This is a genomic window from Polaromonas sp. YR568 (assembly GCF_943371715.1).
Lineage (GTDB): Bacteria > Pseudomonadota > Gammaproteobacteria > Burkholderiales > Burkholderiaceae_C > Polaromonas.
Genome location: NZ_CALRVW010000013.1, coordinates 34,804 through 54,710 on the forward strand (window position 1 = coordinate 34,804; position 19,907 = coordinate 54,710).

The following is a 19,907-nucleotide window of genomic DNA, read 5'->3' on the forward strand; positions in this document are numbered from 1 at the left end:
GCTTATTCCTGCGTATTCCTATTTGTACAGCAACTGCGGCAGCCACAGGCCGATGGCCGGGAACTGGTACAGCAAGACGATGGCCAGGACCTGGATGCCCATGAAGGGCAACATGCCGGCGAAGATCTGGTTCAGCGTCACATGGCTGGGGGCCACGCCCTTGAGGTAAAACGCGGCCATGGCCACAGGCGGGCTCAGGAAAGCCGTCTGCAGGTTCAGTGCGACCAGCAGGCCGAAAAACAGCGGATCGACGCCGAAGTTGTCCAGCAGCGGGATGAAGATGGGCATGAAGATCACGATGATCTCGGTCCATTCCAGTGGCCAGCCGAGAATGAAAATGATCGCCTGGCTCATCACGAGGAACTGCGTCTTGCTCAGGTTCATGCTGAGCACCCAGGTCTCGACCAGTTCCTGGCCGCCCAGTAGCGCAAAAGCCGCCGAGAAGATGGCCGAGCCGACAAACAGCCAGCACACCATGGCCGAGGTCTTGGCGGTCAGGAACACCGACTCCTGCAGCACCGACAGCGTGAGCCGCTTGTAGGCCGCCGCCAGCAGAAAGCCGCCGAGGGCGCCCATCGCGGCCGCCTCGGTCGGGGTGGCCAGCCCCATCACGATGGACCCGAGCACTGCGATGATGAGAATCATCAGCGGGAAAAACGAGGTCAGGAGCATCTTGAAGATTTCCAGCCGCGCAAAACTCAGGAACAGGTAGAAGAGGGCGACCAGCGCGCCGAGAATCGCAAAGCAGACCCACCACCAGGTAGGCGCGTCGCGTGTGGTCGCGGCTGCGGGCGCCTTGTCGGTGCTGGCTGCGGCTGTCGCTGTGGCGGGAGGTTCGGCCACACTGGCGGCCGCCGGCGCGGCGGGGGCTTGGGCGCCGGGTGGCTCCTTGACATCGCCGGACGGAGGTTCCTGCAGGCCGCCCTCGGCAGCCGGCTCTTTCAGGCCGCCTTCCTGGGGCGGTTCCTGCAGACCGCCGGCATCGGCGCCTGGGGCGGCGGACGAGCTGGAGGCGCCAATCTGCTGGATGTCATACACCGCTTCGGCTTCGACGGTGGTGACCGCCCGGTAGCTGGTCACCAGCACCAGCAGAAAGAGCAGGCCGGGCAGGACAACGACCGTCAGTTGCCGCAGGATGTGACCCAGCGGCACGTCGGCATTACGTTTTCCCTTGAGCGCGCTGAACAGGCCGGTCAGGGCGTGGCTGGCCGTGCCGGTGGTCAGCTGTTGCGTCAGGGGCGGCAGCGTCACCGCCCGGTCCGCGGCCGACAGCGGCGGTGCCCACTGTGGCTTGAGCTTGGCGATGATGATGACGTAGAGGATGTACAGGCCGGTCAGCATCAGGCCCGGAAAAAACGCGCCGGCGTAAAGCTGCACCACGGAGACGCCAGCGGTGGCGCCGTACACGATCAGCAGCACCGAAGGCGGAATCAGGATGCCCAGGCAGCCGCCCGCCGTGATGGCACCGGCCGCCAGCGGAACGCTGTAACCGGCACGCAGCATCGCCGGCAAGGCCAGCAGGCCCATCAGCGTGACCACGGCACCCACGATGCCGGTGGCTGTCGCAAAAATAGCGCAGGTGACCAGCGTCGCCACGGCCAGCGAACCGGGAATCCGGGCCATGGCCAGATGCAGGCTCTTGAAAAGTTTTTCAATCAGGTTGGCCCGTTCGACCAGGTAACCCATGAAAACGAACAGCGGTATCGCGATCAGCACGTCGCTGGCCATGGTCTTGAAGGCCGCCTGCACCATCAGGTCCAGCGTCTTTGTGGTGTCCCGGTTGTAGGCCAGCCAGGTGAAAATCATGCCCATGCCCATCAGCGTGAAGGCCGTCGGAAAACCCAGCATGATCGCGGTCACCACCAGGGACAGCATCAGCAGCCCCAGGTGGCCATTGGTGATTTTGTCGACGCTGAGCAGCATCACTGCGGCGCCGATGACCACCAGCGCCATGAAGCTCAAGCCGAACCAGAGTTCTTTGCGGATCTTCATTTGTGGTTCTCCTTGAGGGCCAGATCGCGTTCGAGTGCGGCCATGTCTTCGTCTTTCACGTGCACCATTTCCTTGAGTTTTTCCACGTCCACTTCTTCCACGTCGCCTTCACGCACCGGCCAGGCGCCGGTCTGGATGCACTGGATGCAGCGGATGATTTCCACGATGCCCTGCAGTAGCAGCACAAAGCCCGACACCGGGATCACGAACTTGAAGGGATAGACCGGGATCGGGTCGGCGTTGAAGGTCTGCTCGCGGATCGCCAGCGACTCATTGGCATAGGTCCAGCCGGCCCAGGTCAGGGCGACGACGCCCGGCAGGAAGAAGATGATGTACAGCGTCAGGTCAACGATCGCCTGCGTGCGCGGCCTGAGAAAGCCGTAAAGCACGTCGCCGCGCACATGGCCGTTTTTGCTCAGGGTGTAGGCGCCTGCCATCATGAACAGCAGGCCGTAAAGCATGATCTGGGCGTCGAGCACCCAGGCATGGGGCTGGTTGAGCACGTAGCGGCTGAACACTTCCCAGCTGATCAGCAGGGTCAGCACGACCACGCTCCAGGCGCAGGCCTTGCCGATCCAGGTGGAAAAGCGGTCCACCGCCAGTAAAAACGATTGCATTGCAACTCCTTGCGCCGCCCAGGCGGTCCCAGAAAAAACAAAAAGGGCACCCTCAGGTGCCCCTCAGAGGCCGTGGCCCCGCTCAGGCTTTTTTGCCCCGGCCGAAGTAGTGGTTATAGGCCATCTTGAAGTCCACGGTGTAGTCGTTTTGCCACTGGCCGGCGCGCTGTGCAAAGGCCTTCTGCGAGTCGAGCACCTTCTTGAACAGCGCGTTTTCCTTGGCTTTCTTGTCGATGGTCTTGTCCCACGCGGCCAGCTGGGCGCGCAGGATGGCGTCCGGTGTCTTGTAGAACTTGACGCCGGCATTCTTGAGCTCGATGTAGTCCTGCGAATTGCGCTGGATGGCCTTCCAGCTCATGTCCGCGCTGGCTGCCTGAACCGCGTAGTCGATGATGGAACGCAGCTCCTGCGGCAGGGCGTTGTACTTGCCCTTGTTGAACAGGATTTCGAACTGCTCGCCGGACTGGTGGAAGCTCTGCAGCATGCAGTTCTTGACTACGTCGGGAAAGCCCAGCAGGCGGTCGCTGGAGGCGTTGTTGAACTCGGCGGCGTCGATCAGGCCACGGTCCAGCGCCGGCACGATTTCGCCGCCCGGCAGCGGGTTGACCGCCGTGCCCATCTCCGTGAAGATGTCCACGGCCAGGCCCACGGTGCGGAACTTCAGGCCTTTCATGTCTTCCACTTTGGAGACCGGCTTCTTGAACCAGCCCAGCGGCTGCGTTGGCATGGGGCCGTACAGGTAGGACACCACGTCCATGTTCAGGCTTTTGTAGATCTCGTCCAGGATGGCCTTGCCGCCACCATAGTTGTGCCAGGCCAGCAGCATGTTGGGGTCCATGCCATACGCCGGACCGGAACCCCACAGCGCCAGCGCCGAATTCTTGCCATAGTGATAAGCGACCACACCGTGACCACCGTCCAGCGTGCCCTTGTTGACGGCTTCCAGCAACTGGAAGGCCGGCACGACAGCGCCCGCAGGCAACACCTCGATCTTGAGCTTGCCGCTGGCCATGTCGTTGACTTTTTTGGCGAAGTCGGAGGCGTACTCGTGGAAGATGTCTTTCGACGGCCAGGTGCTCTGGAAGCGCAGCGTGGTGGCGGTTTGCGCGGTTGCCAGCATCGGTGCGGACATGGCACCGGCGCCAGCGGCGACGGCTGCGCCCTTGAGCAGGCTGCGGCGGCGAGGGGTCTTGATATCGGTCATGGCTTGTCTCCTGTTGTGAAAGAACGTTAGCGCACTATCTTTTGTCATTGACGCTTTGTGCGTAAGAGGGTTTTTACCAACGGCCCGGCGCAGATTGCGCCTAATTGGGGTGAAACTGTTTATCAGGGCTCTGTGGAATGATGGCCTGTCAGCTTTTCGTCAAGCTTCGGCGCTGTTGCCCGGCGGCGCGCCCGGCCAGCGGGAGCGGGGAGTTTGATGAACTGTTTTGGCTTGTAGCCCTTATCCGGCGGGCGCAAGCAGCTACTGAAAGGGGAGCAGCTCGGGGCCCGCTGCTGCAGAGTTTGACCCGGGCCCCGGCTAAACTTGCCGTGTATGCCGGGCGGCCTGTTGCCCGCGCCGGCCCTGGAAACCTGCCATGACACCGATTCAGCTTTTTGACCCTGCCTCCAGCACCTATACCTATCTGCTGTTTGATCCGTCCACGCATGAGGCCCTGATCATCGATCCGGTGGACCAGCAGGTCGAGCGCGACCTCGCGGTGCTGCGCGAGCACCAGCTCAAGCTGTTGTGGACGGTGGAGACGCATGCCCATGCCGACCACATCACCAGCGCCGGGCAGTTGGCGGAACACACCGGCGCCCGCACGGCGGCGCCGCAAGGCTGCGGCATTGCCACGGCCGCCCTGCAGCTAGGCGACGGGGATGTGCTGCAGGTCGGTACTGAACAGGTGCGCGTGCTGCATACCCCGGGTCACACGGCCGGCAGCGTGAGTTACCTCTGGCGCAACCATGTGTTCACCGGCGATACGCTGCTGATCAACGGTTGCGGCCGCACCGACTTCCAGTCCGGCAGCGCCGAAGACCTCTACCAGAGCATCACCGGGCGGCTGTTCACGCTGCCGGATGACACCGTGGTCTGGCCGGGCCACGACTACCAGGGCCGGACCCATTCGACGATTGCGGCCGAGAAGGCTGGCAATGCCCGTATCGCCGGCAAAAGCCTGGCGGAGTTTGTGGCCGCCATGGCGCAACTCCAGTTGCCCCGGCCCGCGCGCATGGACGAAGCGCTCCCTGCCAACCAGAGCTCCGGCATGGGGCCCGGCCGCCACGATGCAGGCGGGGCCGACGTCTTCCAGGTGCTGCCGGCCGAGGGTTATGCCGGCAATGTGTCGCCCGAGCTGGCCTGCCAGTGGTGGCAGGCCGGCCAGGCGGTGCTGGTTGATGTACGCACCGATGCGGAGCGTGAATGGGTGGGGTTTGTGCCCGGTGCGGTGCCGCTGGCCTGGAAGCAGTGGCCAGGCATGGCCATGAACCCGCAGTTCGACGACGGCCTGCGGGCCGCCGTGCCGGCGGGCCAAAAGGTCGTGCTGCTTTGCCGCAGCGGTGTGCGTTCGATCGCCGCGGCCCGACGCGCCACCGAACTGGGGCTGGAGGCCTACAACATCCTGGAGGGCTTCGAAGGTGACCCGGATGCGCAGGCCCATCGTGGTGCACGCGGCGGCTGGCGTTACCGTGGGCTGCCGTGGCGGCAAAATTAAAGCCCCCACGTTCGCTCACTTCGTGTAGCTCGCTGCCCCCCGAGGGGGCGCTGCGCCTGCGGGCCGGCGGAGCCGGACCCGCGGCCCCGGCTGGAAAATGCGGTCCCCGAGCCGTGCATGGAACCGCCGCGAGACAGTGGGGCTTGGTTCACATAAACTGGCTGCATGAACAATGACAGCCTGCTCAAACGCATTGAATCCAAACGCGACGAGGTGATTGCACTCACCCAGGACCTGGTTCGCATTCCCACCATCAACCCGCCGGGCGACGCCTATGAAGCCTGTGCCCGCCTGCTAGGCGAGCGGCTGAAAAAACGCGGCTTTGCCGTCGAATACATCCGGGCCGACGGTGCACCGGGCGACCGCAACTCCCATCCGCGCATCAATGTGGTGGCCCGCTACGAAGGCCAGCCCGGCGGTGAGTGTGTGCACTTCAACAGCCACATCGATGTGGTGGAAGCCGGTTCCGGCTGGACCACCGATCCCTTCGGCGGCGAGGTCCGGGACGGCAAAGTCTACGGCCGCGGCACCTGCGACATGAAGGGTGGACTGGCGTCCAGCGTGATTGCCTGCGAGGCGATTCTTGAAGAAGGCCTGCCGTTTGCCGGCGCACTGGAAATTTCGGGCACGGTCGATGAGGAGTCGGGCGGCTTTGCCGGCGTGGGTCACCTGGCCGAGCGCGGTTATTTCACGAAACCGCGCGTGCACCATGTGATCATTCCCGAGCCGCTGGGGGTGGACCGCATCTGCCTGGGCCATCGCGGCGTCTGGTGGGGCGAGGTCGAAACCCGCGGCCGCATTGCCCATGGCTCCATGCCCTTCCTGGGCGACAGCGCCATCAACCACATGAGTGCCTTCATCCATCTGCTGGAGACGCAGCTGCAGCCGCGCCTGTCCGGGCGCCATACGACCGAACCGGTGGAGCCCCCCGGTGCCCGGGTCAGCACACTCAACATAAACAGCCTGCACGGCGGCCAGGTCGAGCAGCTGTTCTCCATGGACGCACTGAATCGACCGACCGGCGACCTGCCGTCACCGGTGGTGGCGCATTCCTGTCGCGCCGTGCTGGATCGCCGCTTCATCGCTGAAGAGAACCTGGAGGCGGTGAAGGCCGAAATTGTGGCCATGCTCGACGAGCTCAAACGCAGCCGCCCCGGCTTTGACTACGGCATCCGGGACATCATGAGTTTTGTGCCGACGGCCACGCCCAGGGACGCGCCGGTGGTGCTGGCGACGGCACGTGCCATTGCCCGGGTGCTGGGCCGCGAAGCCAGCTACATTTCCAGTCCCGGCACTTACGACCAGAAACACATTGTGCGAACGGGCAAGCTGGACGCCTGTATCGCCTATGGTCCGGGCATTCTCGATCTGGCGCACCAACCCGACGAATATGTGGGTATCCAGGAGCTGGTGGACAGCGCGAAAATCATGGCGCTAGCCGCTTTAAGCCTGACCAGTGGTCGCCACGCGACACCAGAGTAATACCAAGGTAGTGATTTAGGACAATCACTACACCGGAATCCGACTTTCGGGCTGTAACCCCTGTCAATGTTGACAGGGGGGGCAAGCCCGAATTTGTTAAATTCATTTTCAATGGTGGTACTTTTTCACAAGGTAACCACCATGCACGCTCAACTTCTCGAACAGTCCCCGGCTCCACTTGTAACAAAGCCGGTTGTCAACCCCGGCCTGTCTCCGCATCTGCAACAACGCATTGCCCGTGAATTCACGCCGCGCTGGCAGCAGCAGTGGGGTGGCAAGTTTGTCCTTCACGGCCGAACCGCCGGTCCCGATGCCGTTCGGCTCGACGGCAACGACTACCTCAGCGTGACCGGTCATCCCGACATCGTCAGCGCCCAGGTGGCAGCGCTGCGCAACGACCGGGAGTTCGTGATCCAGTCCGGCGTGTTTGTGCATGGCGAACATCCCGCCCGGACCCTGGAAAAAAACCTGGCCCAGTGGGTCGGCAAGGAAGACGGGTTTGTCTGTCAGTCCGGCTATGCGGCCAACGTCGGTTTGCTGCAGGCGATTGCCGATCCGCAAACCCCGGTGTACCTCGACACGCTGGCGCACACGTCGCTGTGGGAGGGGGCGCATGCGGCACGCGCACCGGCGCACCCGTTTCGCCACAACGACCCGGCCCACCTGGACCGGGTGTTATCGCGGCACGGGCCGGGAGTGGTGGTGGTGGACTCGGTGTACAGCACCACCGGCGCCTTGTGTCCCCTGCGCGAGATGGTGGAAGTGGCCGAGCGCCACGGCTGCATGATCCTGGTGGACGAATCGCATTCGCTCGGCACCCATGGACCCGGCGGCGCCGGGCTGTGCGCCGAACTCGGCTTGACGGACCGGGTGCATTTCATCACGGCCAGCCTGGCCAAGGCCTTTGCCGGGCGCGGTGGTTTTTTCACGGCGCCCGCCGAGCTGCGTTACTACATCCTCAGTTCCAGCTACCCCAACATCTTCAGCTCCTGCCTGCTGCCCCACGAGATCGCCGGCCTCGGCGCCACCCTTGCCGTGATCGGAAAACGCGACGAACAGCGCCAGCGCCTGCGGGCCCACACACTGCGCCTGCGCGGCAGCCTGTCGGACATGGGTTACCCGATCCACCAGGGCACGGAGCAGATCATTTCCCTGGAGGCCGGCACCGAGCCTGACACCATGGTGCTGCGCGACCATCTGGAGGAACGCGGCGTGTTTGGCGCGGTGTTCTGTGCCCCGGCGACCAGCCGCAACCGGGCCATGGTGCGCCTGACCCTGCATGCGGGGCTGACCGATGCGGAGCTCAGCCACGTGGAGGCGGTCGCGTACGAGATTGCGCCGCTGGTCAAGCCGTGGGACTGGCCGATTGCCCGTCGGGCGCGGACGGCGGAGACCAGTTAAGCCTGCTGGCAGGCTTGTGGAGCCTCCCGGAGGCTAGTCCCGCACAGTGCGCCGGCCGTGTTTTTTGAGCCAGTGCTTGTAGCCGGTCAATCCCGGCGGACTGGCAGCCAGCTCGAGCGGGAACAGGGCGCCCAGCACCGTGCCTTCGTGGCCAATGGAAAACGCCGGAATCAGCCGCGCCGGTCCGGGTTGCCCGAGGGCTTGCTGAAGCTCGAGGTCCACCAGATGGCGGCCGGCCCGGATGTCGTCAGCGGCAGCTGCCTTCAGGCCCTGGGTCTCTGCCAGCTCCGCCAGGTCGCTCAGGCCCGCGGCAGACTCCAACTGCAGCCAGCTGACGCGGCCGTCCGCGTCCATGCCCAGGATGCCGAAAGGCTGGCCAATGACCACATGTTCGACCCAGTGGCTGCTGGCCAGACTGGTGAGCTGGCGTGCCACCGACGGCACCTGCAGCAAGGCATGCTGGGGCTGGGTCAGCGCGGCCCGCCAGATCTGGGAATGGCGGACTTGCGGCTGGGCCAGCATGCGCTGGATCACGGTGATCAGGTGCTGGGAGATGTCGACCGTCTGCTTGGCAATGAACTGGTCGATCAGCCCCCGGTTGAAGGCGCTCACCGCCACATGTTCGTCGGCCTGCCCGGTCAGCAGTACCCGGCCGCCTGGCCAGTCCGTCAACTCGCCCAGTGCCTGCAGGCCGTCCATGCCGGGCATGGCGTAGTCGAACACGCAGACGCGGGCCAGACCGAAACGTTCGGTATGGTTGGCCCAGTAATTCAGGATCTGCGGAATCAGCGGGCTGCCGGAACGCCAGCGCTCGATCATCTCCTGCTGCGTCCATGCATCGGCCTCCCACAGCGGTGGCTCCTGCTGCAGCTGATTGATGCAGGTCTGCGGTCGCAGGAACAGCTTGACGTGCCACTGGCGCGGCAGCACCATCGCCAGCATCTCCAGGTAAGCCGGGTCATCGTCAAGAAAAACGATGGCGCCCGGGCGATGGAACAAGGGAAAACTCATGGGGTCGCGTACGGGTTGGGTTACCTGAGAACAGGAAGCTCGATGATGAAAATGGCGCCACGTCCGGGCTCCGATTTCACCCGGATGGTGCCGCCGGCACTTTCCACCACCTGCTGGCAAAAAGCCAGTCCCAGGCCGTGACCGGTTCCCCGATCGGTGGAGAAAAACGGCTCGAAAATGCGCGCCTGCAATTCCGGTGGGATGCCGGTGCCCTGGTCGGTGACGATGATGCGCCCGTAACCATTGAGCACCCCGACTTCGATGCGCAGGTCACCTGGTTTGGCGGCCGAGCTGGTGGCCGCCAGCGACCGAAAGGCATTTTTGAGCAGGTTGTTGATGACCTGCGCGAACAGCCGGTAGGACGACTCGAAGGAAAAATCCTTGCGCAGAACCAGCACCACGCTTTCGCGTTCCCGCGAATTGCGATAGGGGTAGTCCTTGACCACATTGCGCAGCAGCGCAGCCGCCGCCACGGATTCCCGGTGTGTCGGCAGGCGCAGCAGGCGTGCGTTGGCGATCTGCGTGTCGATCTGCTGGTTCATGTTGCGCACCAGGGTGTGCAGCCTGACAACCAGCTGGTCCAGCCGCTGGCCGCCACCGGGCTCCTTGATCTGCCGGCTTTCATTGCGCACGGCGTCACCGATCAGCGACATCGTGGCCAGTGGCGTGCGCAGTTCGTGCGCCATGATGCCCATGGTGGTCAACGTGTGCTGCAGGTGCTCACGCCGCAGGTTGGCCGACGACAGTCCGAGCAGCAGGGCGCTGGCCCAGCTGAAGCCGATCACGACGGCGTTGACGGAAAACTGCTCCTGGCTCATGGGAGACACGGGTGGACCAAACACCTGGAACAGCGCCCAGGCCAGCAGGGCGCCGCTGACAGTTCCCAGGGTGGCCGCGCGCCAGTCGGTCACATGGTAATAAATCAGCACCATGGCGCAAAAGCTGGCCAGCCAGACCGTGTTGCCGTTGTTGCAAAGATACATCCAGCTGAAAAAAACCGGCAGCTGGATCCAGAAAACGACGGAAAAAATCCGCGCCGAAAGTTTGCTGGAGGGGTCATTGGTGATGCTCTCCGAGATCAGCAGCAAACCCAGCGTACCCATGACAGCGCGAAGCGCGGGACTTTCATAAGGCTGCGGCAACCACTGTCCCCAGATCCATCCGAACAGGGGATGTCCGACCAGCGTGAACAGCCCGAGCCAGCGCAGGCGCCAGCGCGACGGGTGCAAAATGAGAACCAGCTGCTCCTGGAGCAGTTCAGCCCTGATTCGCGCAACCCACACACGCGCCCATGCGCCGGGACCTGTCCTCAGCGTGCGAATCAATTGTTTGATCCTGGCGGGTACTTCGGAAGTCATGCTTAATTTTTCGAACATATCACAATACATTGTCACAGTTCCGGAGCACGAATGACGAAGCGTCCCCCTGTCAACTTTGACAGTCTTGCGCTGGACAGCATGTTGAGCGACTGGATCTCCGCATTGCGCGAATTTTCCGTTGAGGCGGTGGTGGTTCTGAGCCCCGACCCGTTTGGCCAGCGGCAGGACCGGCTCGTCGCAGCGGTCCATCCGCCGCGTTTTTTCGACGCGGCGCTGGCACTGGCCGAAAGCGAGGATTTCGGCGCACCCTGGCGCGAGTCGGATGCATCCCTCGTGGCCTGGCAGCACATCGGCAAGGCAGAGGCCGGCAACACCAGCCGCTGGCGCCTGTTGTGGCTGGCCCATGGTTTCCAGAGTGTGGTGCGGGTCGAATTTCCGCTGCCCTCAGGACGGGCCTTCGAGTGTTTCATTTTCAGTCCCCGCCAGTTCCACGACCGCGCCGAGGCGGCGGCGCTGGTCTGGTCGGCCCTCAATATCTGGCCCTTGTTCAAGCGAACCCTGGCCCAGGCCAGCAGCCCGCTGAGTCCGCGCGAGGGCGAATGCCTGGCGCTGGCCTTCGAAGGCCTGACCGCGCGCCAGACCGCCGAGCGCCTGCATTGCGCCGAGCGGACCGTGAACTATCACCTGTCCAATGCCATGGCCAAACTCAAGGTGGACAACAAGATGTCGGCGATTCAGCGCGCCTGCTGGCTTGGCGTGATCTGAAGGATGTCCTGCGCCACACCTTCATAGGCCTGCGCCAGTTGCAGCACGGTCCTGTCGCCGTGCAGTTTGCCGATCAGTTGCAGGCCCATCGGCAGGCCTTGCGGGCCGAAGCCCGCGGGCACGCTGATGCAGGGCAGTCCGGCGAAGGGGGCGTAGATCACCGCCTCCATCCAGCGGTGGCAGGTGTCCATGGAGTGGCCGTTGATCTGGCGTGGCCAGCGCGACAGTGCAGTGGCGGACCGGGCGGTGATGGGGTTGCCGGGCTGTGCGCTGTTTTTCATATGGCTTGAATATTGCATCACAAGTGTGGTTACATTACAAAGCAGCCTTGTGATTGCTGCCTGACTGTCCCCAACTCTTGTTGCCAAGGAAAAATCGTCATGAAACGTCGCTCCCTTTTCACCCTGGCTGCTTCGGTAGCCCTGGTTTCCGGTTTGCTGTTGCCGCCCGCGGCCCAGGCCCAGGCAAAAACGCTCAAGGTCGTGCCGCATTCGAACATCACCATCCTGGACCCGATCTGGACCACCGCGTTTGTGACCCGCAATCACGGCTACATGATTTATGACACGCTGTTCGGAACCGACCTGGCCGGCAAGGTCAAGCCGCAGATGGTGGACACCTGGAGCGCTTCCAAGGACAACAAGGTCTGGACTTTCACGCTGCGTGACGGCCTGGAGTTCCACGATGGCAAACCCGTCACCAGCGAAGACGTGGTGGCCTCGCTCAAGCGCTGGGCCAGCCGCGACAGTTTCGGCGGTGTCATGGCCAAGAGCCTGGCGAGCTACGAAACCCCCAATGCCAAGACCTTTGTCATCAAGTTCAACCAGCCCTTTGGCGTGATGCTCGAGGCGCTGGGCAAACCCTCGTCGAACGTGCCTTTCATCATGCCCGCCCGCATCGCGGCCACACCCGGCAGCGAGCAGATCAAGGAAAACATCGGCTCCGGCCCCTACAAGTTCGTCGCTGCCGAGTACAAGCCGGGCGAGAAGCTGGTCTACGTCAAGAACGACAAGTACAAGCCCCGCGCCGAAGCGCCGGACGGCACCACCGGCGGCAAGGTGGTGTACCTGGACCGCGTCGAGTGGATCATCATCCGTGATCCGCAGACGCAGTTCAATGCCCTGATTGCCGGCGAGGTCGACATCATCGAGCAGCCCGCCTTCGAACAGTACGCCTCGCTGAAGGCCGCCAAGGACGTGCAGATTGTGGATGCCCAGCCGGCCGGCCTGCAGTACATCTTCCGCTTCAACCACCTGCACGCACCGTTTGACAACGTGAAGATCCGCCAGGCGGCCATGGTGGCCATGGGCCAGGAGGCCTTCCTGAAAACGCAGGTCGGCGCGCCCGGCATGTACAAGTTCTGCAAGAGCATGTTCCCCTGCGGCACGCCTTATGCCAGCGACAACACCGGCATCTACACCGGCATGGCCAACCCGGCCAAGGCCAAGCAGATGCTGGCCGAGGCCGGTTACAAGGGTGAACCCATCGTGCTGATGCGACCGACCGACCTGGCCTCGATTGCCAAGTTGCCGCTGGTGGCCAAGCAGCAGCTCGAAGCTGCCGGCTTCAAGGTGGACATGCAGCAGTCCGACTGGGCCACGCTGCTGGCCCGCCGCGCCAAGAAAGATGCACCGGACAAGGGCGGCTGGAACGCCTTCATGACGGCCTGGACCGCCGGCGACATCCAGAACCCGCTGACCATGGCCATGCTCAACGCCACCGGCGACAAGGGCTGGTTTGGCTGGCAGGATGACAAGGTCATCGAAGATCTCAAGGTCAAGTTCGCCCAGGCCGGCACCGAGGCCGAGAAGAAGAAACTCGCCGAGCAGCTGCAGTTGCGTGCGATCGAGACTGCCACCCACGTGCATCTTGGGCAATACAACAACCCGGCGGCTTTGCGCAGCAACATCAGCGGGCTCGTTCCAGGCGGTGCGCAGGTGTACTGGAACATCAAGAAAAACTAAGCGGGTGCTGTTGGTTGAATTGTCATTGCGGGCTTGACCCGCACTCCAGGCTCGCGCGTCATGGATGCCGGATCAGGTCCGGCATGGCAATCAATGTACAGTCCGGCGACAAATCTACATGCTGAGATTCCTGCTGCAGCGCCTGTTGGCGACCATCCCCGTGTTGCTGGTCGTGGCCGTCGTGGTGTTCCTGATCCTGCGGCTGACACCCGGTGATCCGGCCGCCGTGATCGCTGGCAACAACTCGACCAACGAGGACATCGAGAAGATCCGCGAGACCCTGGGCCTGAGTAAACCCCTGCTGACCCAGTTCTGGATCTGGTTCAGCCATGTGCTGCAGGGGGATCTGGGTTATTCCTTCTACCTGAACAAACCCGTCACCGAGCTGATTGCCCAGCGGCTGGAGCCGACGCTCAGCCTGGCCGTGGGAACGCTTGTGCTGGCGGTGCTGGTGGCGGTGCCGCTGGGCACCATCGCCGCCTGGCGCATGGGGGGCTGGCTGGACCGGGTGTTGTCGGGCTTTTCGGTGGCCGGGTTTTCGATTCCGGTGTTCGTCACCGGTTATCTGCTGATTTACATCTTTGCGGTGCAACTCGAATGGTTCCCCGTGCAGGGCTACCGCCGGCTGTTCGGCAGCGACGGGCAGGGCGTCTGGGCCTGGGCGCGCCAGCTGGCCTTGCCCTGGCTCACGCTGGCCATGATTTACGTGGCGTTGATTGCGCGCGTCACGCGCGCCAGCGTGTCGGAGGCGCTGACCGAGGACTACATCCGCACGGCACGGGCCAAGGGCCTGGCCGAATCGGCCGTGCTGGTGCGCCATGCGCTGGCCAATGCGGCGGTGCCCATCGTCACCGTGATCGGCATCGGCGTCGCGCTGCTGATAGGCGGTGTGGTGGTCACCGAAACGGTGTACTCCATTCCCGGACTCGGCTCGTTGACGGTGGACGCCGTGCTGAACCGCGACTTCCCGGTGATCCAGGGGCTGGTGCTGTTTTTCAGCCTGCTGTACGTCGGGGTCAACCTGCTGGTGGACGTGAGTTACCTGTTTCTGGACCCGAGGATCCGCTACTGATGCAGTTCTGGCAACTTCTTTCCCAGCGGCTCTGGCGCAACAGCGCTTTCCGCTTCGGCGTGCTGGTGCTGGGCGTACTGCTGGCGCTGGCCGCGCTGGCGCCCCTGCTCGGCACGGTGGACCCGGCGGCCATGGACTCGGCGCATATCAACACTGCCGCCGGGGTGCGCGGCGAGTTTGCGCAGCTCGACGGCACGGTGGTCAAACACACCTTCTGGATGGGCGCCGACAACTTCGGCCGCGACATTTTCAGCCGCGTGTTGTACGGCACGCGCACCTCGCTGCTGGTGGCGGCCTTCACCGCGGCGGTGGCGATTGGTGTGGGTGCGCTGCTGGGCATGCTGGCCGGTTATTTTCGGGCCGTGGATGCCGTGCTGATGCGTTTCATGGACGGGCTGATGGCGATACCGGCGATCCTGCTTGCGATTGCGCTGGTGGCGGCTTTGGGCGCGCAGCTGTGGACGGTGGTGGTGGCGATTGCCATTCCCGAAATTCCGCGCGTCACTCGCCTGGTGCGGGCGATGGTGCTGACCCTGCGCGAGGAGCCGTTTGTGGAGGCCGCGCGGGCGCTGGCCACGCCGACGCCGGTGATTCTGTGGCGGCACATTTTGCCCAATGCCATGGCGCCGCTGATCGTCCAGGGCACTTTTGTCGCGGCCTCCGCCGTGCTGACCGAAGCCATTTTGAGTTTCCTGGGCCTGGGCCTGCCGGCCGACATTCCGACCTGGGGCAACATCATGGCCGAGGGCCGGGTGCAGTTCACCCAGTACCCGGGCAATGTGCTGTTTCCCGCGCTGTTCCTGGTACCCACCGTGCTGGCCATCAACCTGCTGGGCGACGGTCTGCGCGATGTGCTGGATCCGAAATTTTCAAAGCGCACTTCATGATCGAGAACAGCTCGCCAGTTCTGGTCATTGACAAGTTGCACGTCGCCCTGCCGCCGGGCAGTGACCGGCCCTACGCGGTGGAAGACATCAGCCTGAGCATCCATCCCGGCAAAACCCTGTGTGTGGTCGGCGAATCGGGTTCCGGAAAATCAGTCATGGCCACGGCCGTGATGGGGCTGCTGGCCCGCGAGCTCCGGCCCGGCCCGGGCCGCATCGTGCTGCAGGGTGAGTCGCTGCTGGAAGCTTCGGACCAGCGTTTGCGCGCATTGCGCGGCCAGGCGATGGGCATGGTGTTCCAGGAGCCGATGACCGCGCTGAACCCGGTCATGACCTGCGGCGACCAGATCGACGAGCTGTTGCAACAGCACACCGATTGGGGTGCCAAACGCCGCAGCGAAGCGGTGCTGGCCATTCTGCGGCGCGTCAAGCTGCCAGAGCCCGAACGCATGGTGCGCAGCTACCCGCACCAGCTCTCCGGCGGGCAGCGCCAGCGCATCGTGATTGCCATGGCCGTCATCTTGCAGCCGGCCCTGCTGATCTGCGATGAACCGACCACGGCGCTCGACGTCACCACCCAGAAGGAAATCCTCCGGCTGATCGAGGAACTGCAGGCGGACCTGTCAGGTGGCCATCGCTGTGCCGTGCTCTTCATCACGCACGACATGGGGGTGGTGGCCGAGATCGCCGACGAGGTGCTGGTCATGCACCAGGGCCGGGCGGTCGAATACGGCACGCGTGATGCGGTGCTGCAGTCGCCGCAGGCCGACTACACCAAGATGCTGCTCGCGGCTGTGCCCAGCATGACGCCGCCGCCGGCCCGGCCGGCGCCGCAAGGTGCGCCGCTGCTGCGCGGCCAGGAGGTCAGCAAAACCTACAGCGCCCGCGACTGGCTGGGCCGCAGCCGGCTGACCCATGCGCTGAAGGCGGCGTCGGTGGCCGTGTCGGCCGGTGAAACCGTCGGCATTGTCGGCGAGTCGGGGTCGGGCAAGTCGACGCTGGCGCGCTGCCTGATCCGGCTGATCGACCCGACCGGTGGCCAGGTCCTGTGGCGCCAGATCCCCGGCGGCGCGGACGATGCCCTGCTCGACGTGGCCCGGTTCAGCGAAGGCCGGCTCCGGCCCTTGCGCAGCCAGGTGCAGGTGGTGTTCCAGGACCCGAACCGCTCGCTCAACCCGCGCCGCAAGGTCGGTGATTCCATCATCGAAGGCGCTATGAATTTCGGAGCTACCCGCGCAGAAGCCATGGCGCTGGCTGCCAGTTTGATGGACAAGGTCCGGTTGCCCGCCGAAGGCCTGCAGCGTTACCCCAGCCAGTTCTCGGGCGGGCAGCGCCAGCGCATCGCGATTGCCCGCGCGCTGGCCTGCCGGCCGCGTGTGCTGGTGGCCGACGAAGCGGTCAGCGCCCTCGACGTGAGTGTGCAGGCTCAAATCCTGAAACTGCTGCGCGAGATCCAGACCGAGCTGGGCCTGGGCATGCTGTTCATCACGCACGACCTGCGCGTGGCGGCGCAGCTGTGCGACCGGGTGATCGTCATGCACCAGGGCGAAATTGTGGAAGAGGGCCTGACCACCGCCTTGTATGCGCAACCGCAACACGACTACACACGTAGGCTGTTCGCGGCGGCGCCCGGAGCGATATTTTGAAAAGCCTGAAAGTCCTCGTCGCTGGTTACCAGCATGAAACCAACACCTTTGCGCCCAGCAAGGCCGACTGGGCGGCGTTCAACCGGGGCGATGATTTCCCTGCCTTTATCCATGGCCAGGCGATGCTGGACAGGCTCACCGGCGTCAATCTGCCGGCGGGGGGCTTCATCGATGCTGCAAAAACCCGGGGCTGGCAACTGGTGCCCAGCAGCTGGTGCGGCGCATCGCCTTCGTCCTATGTGACGCGGGATGCGTTCGAGCGCATCAGCGCGGCCGTGCTGTCCGATGTGGGCCGGGGCGGCTTCGACGCGGTTTACCTGGACCTGCACGGGGCCGGCGTGGCAGAACATGTGGACGACACCGAAGGCGAGCTGATCACGCGCATCCGCCAACTGGTGGGCCAGGACATTCCCATCGTCGCCAGCCTGGACCTGCATGCCAATGTGACGCAGCGCATGTTGCAGCAGGCCGATGCGCTGGTCTCCTACCGGACCTACCCTCACATCGACATGGCCGCGACCGGCGAACTGGCGGCGCAACTGCTGGCACGTCGCGTCCAGCTGGGTCGCAAGGAGCCGCTGCACTACCGGCGTCTGCCTTTCCTGATTCCGTTGAACGCACAGAGCACCTGGATGCAGCCCGCGGCAGACCTCTACGATGCCTTGCCAGAGCTGGACCGCGACTTCGGCACCTGCCTGAGTTTTTGCATGGCTTTTCCGGCGTCCGACTTTGCTGAATGCGGACCCATGGTCTGGGCGCATGGCGAACATGCGGCCCAAGCGGTGGATCGGCTGTTTGCCCTGGTGGCAGAACCGACACAGTGGACCCTTGAATTTCTTTCTGCCCGTGACGCTGTCGCGCAATCGCTGGCGCGGGCGGAGCGGGCGGGCAAACCGCTGGTCATTGCCGATACCCAGGACAACCCCGGCGCCGGCGGCGACAGCAACACCACCGGCCTGTTGCATGCGCTGCTACAACAGGGCGCCGGGAAAAAATTTCCCGGCCAGATTGCGCTGGGGCTGATGTTTGACCCGCGGGCTGCTCAGGCCGCCGCCGCTGCCGGGGTGGGGGCGACCCTTTCGATCACCCTGGGGACGGCGGTGCCAACCTTCACCGGTCAACACAGCGACCCGCCGGTACAGAGCCAGTTCAGGGTGCGCGCTGTCAGCGATGGCACGGTCACGCTCAAGGGCCTGATGATGACCGGGCACACGGCGAACCTCGGTCCCTGTGCCTGCCTGGAGGTTGACGGCATCCTGGTGGCGGTGGCCAGCGGGCAGATGCAGATGCTGGACCGCGAGCTGTTCCGCATGGTCGGGATCACGCCCGAGCTCATGAAAATAATCGTCGTCAAAAGCTCCAACCACTTCCGCGCGGACTTCACGCCGCTGGTGGAAAATGCGGCGACCGACATCCTGATTGCAAAAGCCGCGGGGCCGATGGCGGCGGACCCGGCCGATCTGCCCTGGAAAAACCTGCCCGACTCGATCCGGCGCCGCCCTTGAGGCACGGGGTCGTCCGGACCAAGCAACGACTGGAGTAGCTGATGAGCCCTTCCCCCACCTTGCCCGGTCTGGCCGACTGCACGGCGACCGAACTGCTGCAGCTGTACCGCAGCGGCCAGGCCTCGCCGGTCGAAGCCACCCGCGCCGTGCTGGCGCGTATTGACGCGCTCAACCCCGCCCTCAACGCCTTTTGCCTGGTGGCGCAGGAGTCCGCGCTGCAAAGCGCGCGCGACAGCGAGGCGCGCTGGCAAAAGTTTCGCCTGGGTGGTGCGCCCTGTGGCGAGCTCGACGGTGTGCCGGTGTCCATCAAGGACCTGATTCTGACCCGCGGCATGCCCACCCTGCGCGGCAGCCACACGGTGGACGCCAGCCAGCCCTGGGAGGTGGATGCACCGGCCACCGCGCGGCTGCGCGAAGCCGGGGCGGTGATTCTCGGCAAAACCACCACGCCCGAGTTTGGCTGCAAGGGTGAGACCAATTCACCGCGCACCGGCATCACGCGCAACCCCTGGGATGTCAGCAAGACCCCGGGTGGCTCCTCCGGCGGCGCGGCGGCGGCGGTGGCGTCCGGCATGGGGCCGCTGGCCATAGGCACCGACGGCGCCGGCTCGGTGCGCATCCCCGCGGCCTTCTGTGGCAACTTCGGCCTCAAGCCCAGCTTTGGCCGGGTGCCGGCCTACCCACTGTCGCCGTTCGGTTCGGTCGCGCACCTGGGCCCGCACAGCCGCTGCGTGTCTGACGCGGCGCTGATGATGAACGTGCTCAAAAAGCCGGATGCCCGGGACTGGACCTCGCTGCCCCCCGATAGAAGCGACTACCTGTCCGGGCTGGAAGACGGCATCCGCGGCTTGCGCATCGCCTGGTCACCGGCGCTGGGTTATGCGCGCAATGTGGATCCCGAAGTCGCGCAGTCTGTGGCCCGTGCCGTGGCGCTGCTGGCCGACCTCGGCGCGTTGGTTGAACAGGTCGATCCGGGTTTTGAGGACCCGCTGGAAATCACCACCGGCCTGTGGTTTGCCGGCGCCTGGACCGTGTGGAACACCCTCACGCCCGCGCAGCAAGCGCTGACCGACCCCGACTTTCGCGCCGAGGCGCTGATCGGCGAAAAGTTCAGCCTGCTCGACATCCAGCGCCTGCATCTGCAACGCGGCGCGCTGGGCTCGCACATGCGCCAGTTCATGCAGCGTTTCGACCTGCTGGTCACGCCCAGCGTGGCCGTTCCGGCCTTCGAGGCGCGGCCCGCCGGACACAGTCCCATGGACCCGGTCGCGATGCTGGGCTGGACGCCGTTTTCCTACCCCTTCAACCTGACCCAGCAGCCGGCCAGTACGGTGCCCTGCGGCCTGACCGCAGATGGTTTGCCTATCGGCCTGCAGTTTGTCGGGCCGATGTTTGGGGACGCGCTGGTGCTGCGCGCCTCGCGCGCCTACGAGGCCGCACGGCCGGCCGATGTTGACTTCAGGCGGCCGGTGGCCGTCGCACCCTGATTTACTGGAAAACCTCTAGGCCTGCCGGCGCTCCTGGCCCCAGAAGCTGTTCATAATCGG

At 64.5% G+C, this 19,907-nt stretch carries 16 protein-coding genes and 1 pseudogene; 11 read left to right on the top strand and 6 right to left on the bottom strand.

The window, feature by feature from the left end; genetic code table 11:
• Positions 1-18: 18 nt before the first annotated feature.
• From AAG813_RS11235 to AAG813_RS11245, 3 genes are all read right to left on the bottom strand, one after another.
• A complete protein-coding gene (locus AAG813_RS11235; protein WP_341914924.1) occupies positions 19-1,992 on the bottom strand; it encodes a TRAP transporter large permease subunit in 1,974 nt (657 codons plus the stop codon).
• On the bottom strand, positions 1,989-2,609 hold the full coding sequence (locus AAG813_RS11240; RefSeq protein WP_341914926.1) for a TRAP transporter small permease subunit: 621 nt from the start codon (positions 2,607-2,609) through the stop codon (positions 1,989-1,991). Before AAG813_RS11240 ends, AAG813_RS11235 begins: the two co-directional genes overlap by 4 nt.
• Positions 2,610-2,691: 82 nt before the next feature.
• Entirely contained in the window at positions 2,692-3,813 is a 1,122-nt protein-coding gene (locus tag AAG813_RS11245; protein WP_341914928.1) for a TRAP transporter substrate-binding protein, read from the bottom strand.
• Between the two features lie 376 nt (positions 3,814-4,189).
• Here AAG813_RS11245 and AAG813_RS11250 point away from each other — a divergent pair.
• From AAG813_RS11250 to cqsA, 4 genes and pseudogenes are all read left to right on the top strand, one after another.
• Positions 4,190-4,690 (top strand): annotated as a pseudogene (locus AAG813_RS11250) (MBL fold metallo-hydrolase); the annotation flags it as partial.
• A 174-nt stretch (positions 4,691-4,864) separates the two neighbouring features.
• Positions 4,865-5,311 carry a rhodanese-like domain-containing protein gene (locus AAG813_RS11255; protein ID WP_341915081.1) on the top strand — a complete coding sequence of 149 codons (447 nt, stop codon included), beginning with the start codon at positions 4,865-4,867 and terminating at the stop codon, positions 5,309-5,311.
• A gap of 165 nt (positions 5,312-5,476) precedes the next feature.
• Positions 5,477-6,793 (top strand): acetylornithine deacetylase/succinyl-diaminopimelate desuccinylase family protein, encoded by a 1,317-nt coding sequence (locus AAG813_RS11260; RefSeq protein WP_341914930.1) that lies wholly within the window; start codon positions 5,477-5,479, stop codon positions 6,791-6,793.
• Positions 6,794-6,934: 141 nt separating this feature from the next.
• Positions 6,935-8,194: an alpha-hydroxyketone-type quorum-sensing autoinducer synthase gene (gene cqsA, locus AAG813_RS11265; protein WP_341914932.1), complete on the top strand. Its 1,260-nt coding sequence runs from the start codon at positions 6,935-6,937 to the stop codon at positions 8,192-8,194.
• A gap of 33 nt (positions 8,195-8,227) precedes the next feature.
• Here the strand turns inward: cqsA and AAG813_RS11270 are convergent, their stop codons facing one another.
• Together AAG813_RS11270 and AAG813_RS11275 are read right to left on the bottom strand one after the other, a co-directional pair.
• Positions 8,228-9,205: a response regulator gene (locus AAG813_RS11270; RefSeq protein WP_341914934.1), complete on the bottom strand. Its 978-nt coding sequence runs from the start codon at positions 9,203-9,205 to the stop codon at positions 8,228-8,230.
• Between the two features lie 20 nt (positions 9,206-9,225).
• Positions 9,226-10,563, bottom strand: a complete 1,338-nt coding sequence (locus AAG813_RS11275; RefSeq protein ID WP_341914937.1) for a HAMP domain-containing sensor histidine kinase — start codon at positions 10,561-10,563, stop codon at positions 9,226-9,228.
• A 51-nt stretch (positions 10,564-10,614) separates the two neighbouring features.
• Here AAG813_RS11275 and AAG813_RS11280 point away from each other — a divergent pair, with 51 nt between their 5' ends.
• Positions 10,615-11,289, top strand: a complete 675-nt coding sequence (locus AAG813_RS11280; protein WP_341914939.1) for a helix-turn-helix transcriptional regulator — start codon at positions 10,615-10,617, stop codon at positions 11,287-11,289.
• Here the strand turns inward: AAG813_RS11280 and AAG813_RS11285 are convergent.
• A complete protein-coding gene (locus AAG813_RS11285) occupies positions 11,259-11,570 on the bottom strand; it encodes an amidase family protein (protein ID WP_341914941.1) in 312 nt (103 codons plus the stop codon). The two genes, AAG813_RS11280 and AAG813_RS11285, sit on opposite strands and share 31 nt — an antisense overlap.
• A 99-nt stretch (positions 11,571-11,669) precedes the next feature.
• On the opposite strand from AAG813_RS11285, the gene AAG813_RS11290 reads away from it, so the two are divergent.
• From AAG813_RS11290 to AAG813_RS11315, 6 genes are all read left to right on the top strand, one after another.
• Positions 11,670-13,253 carry an ABC transporter substrate-binding protein gene (locus AAG813_RS11290; RefSeq protein ID WP_341914943.1) on the top strand — a complete coding sequence of 528 codons (1,584 nt, stop codon included), beginning with the start codon at positions 11,670-11,672 and terminating at the stop codon, positions 13,251-13,253.
• 118 nt (positions 13,254-13,371) lie between these two features.
• The gene (locus AAG813_RS11295; protein ID WP_341914945.1) at positions 13,372-14,325 is read left to right on the top strand and encodes an ABC transporter permease; all 954 of its coding nucleotides are present in this window, start codon (positions 13,372-13,374) and stop codon (positions 14,323-14,325) included.
• A complete protein-coding gene (locus AAG813_RS11300; RefSeq protein WP_341914947.1) occupies positions 14,325-15,212 on the top strand; it encodes an ABC transporter permease in 888 nt (295 codons plus the stop codon). The genes AAG813_RS11295 and AAG813_RS11300 overlap by 1 nt, the downstream gene beginning before the upstream one ends.
• On the top strand, positions 15,209-16,855 hold the full coding sequence (locus tag AAG813_RS11305; RefSeq protein ID WP_341914949.1) for an ABC transporter ATP-binding protein: 1,647 nt from the start codon (positions 15,209-15,211) through the stop codon (positions 16,853-16,855). The genes AAG813_RS11300 and AAG813_RS11305 overlap by 4 nt, the downstream gene beginning before the upstream one ends.
• A gap of 5 nt (positions 16,856-16,860) precedes the next feature.
• Entirely contained in the window at positions 16,861-18,360 is a 1,500-nt protein-coding gene (locus AAG813_RS11310; protein WP_341915082.1) for a M81 family metallopeptidase, read from the top strand.
• Between the two features lie 41 nt (positions 18,361-18,401).
• Positions 18,402-19,847 carry an amidase gene (locus tag AAG813_RS11315; RefSeq protein WP_341914952.1) on the top strand — a complete coding sequence of 482 codons (1,446 nt, stop codon included), beginning with the start codon at positions 18,402-18,404 and terminating at the stop codon, positions 19,845-19,847.
• The last annotated feature ends 60 nt before the right edge of the window (positions 19,848-19,907 follow it).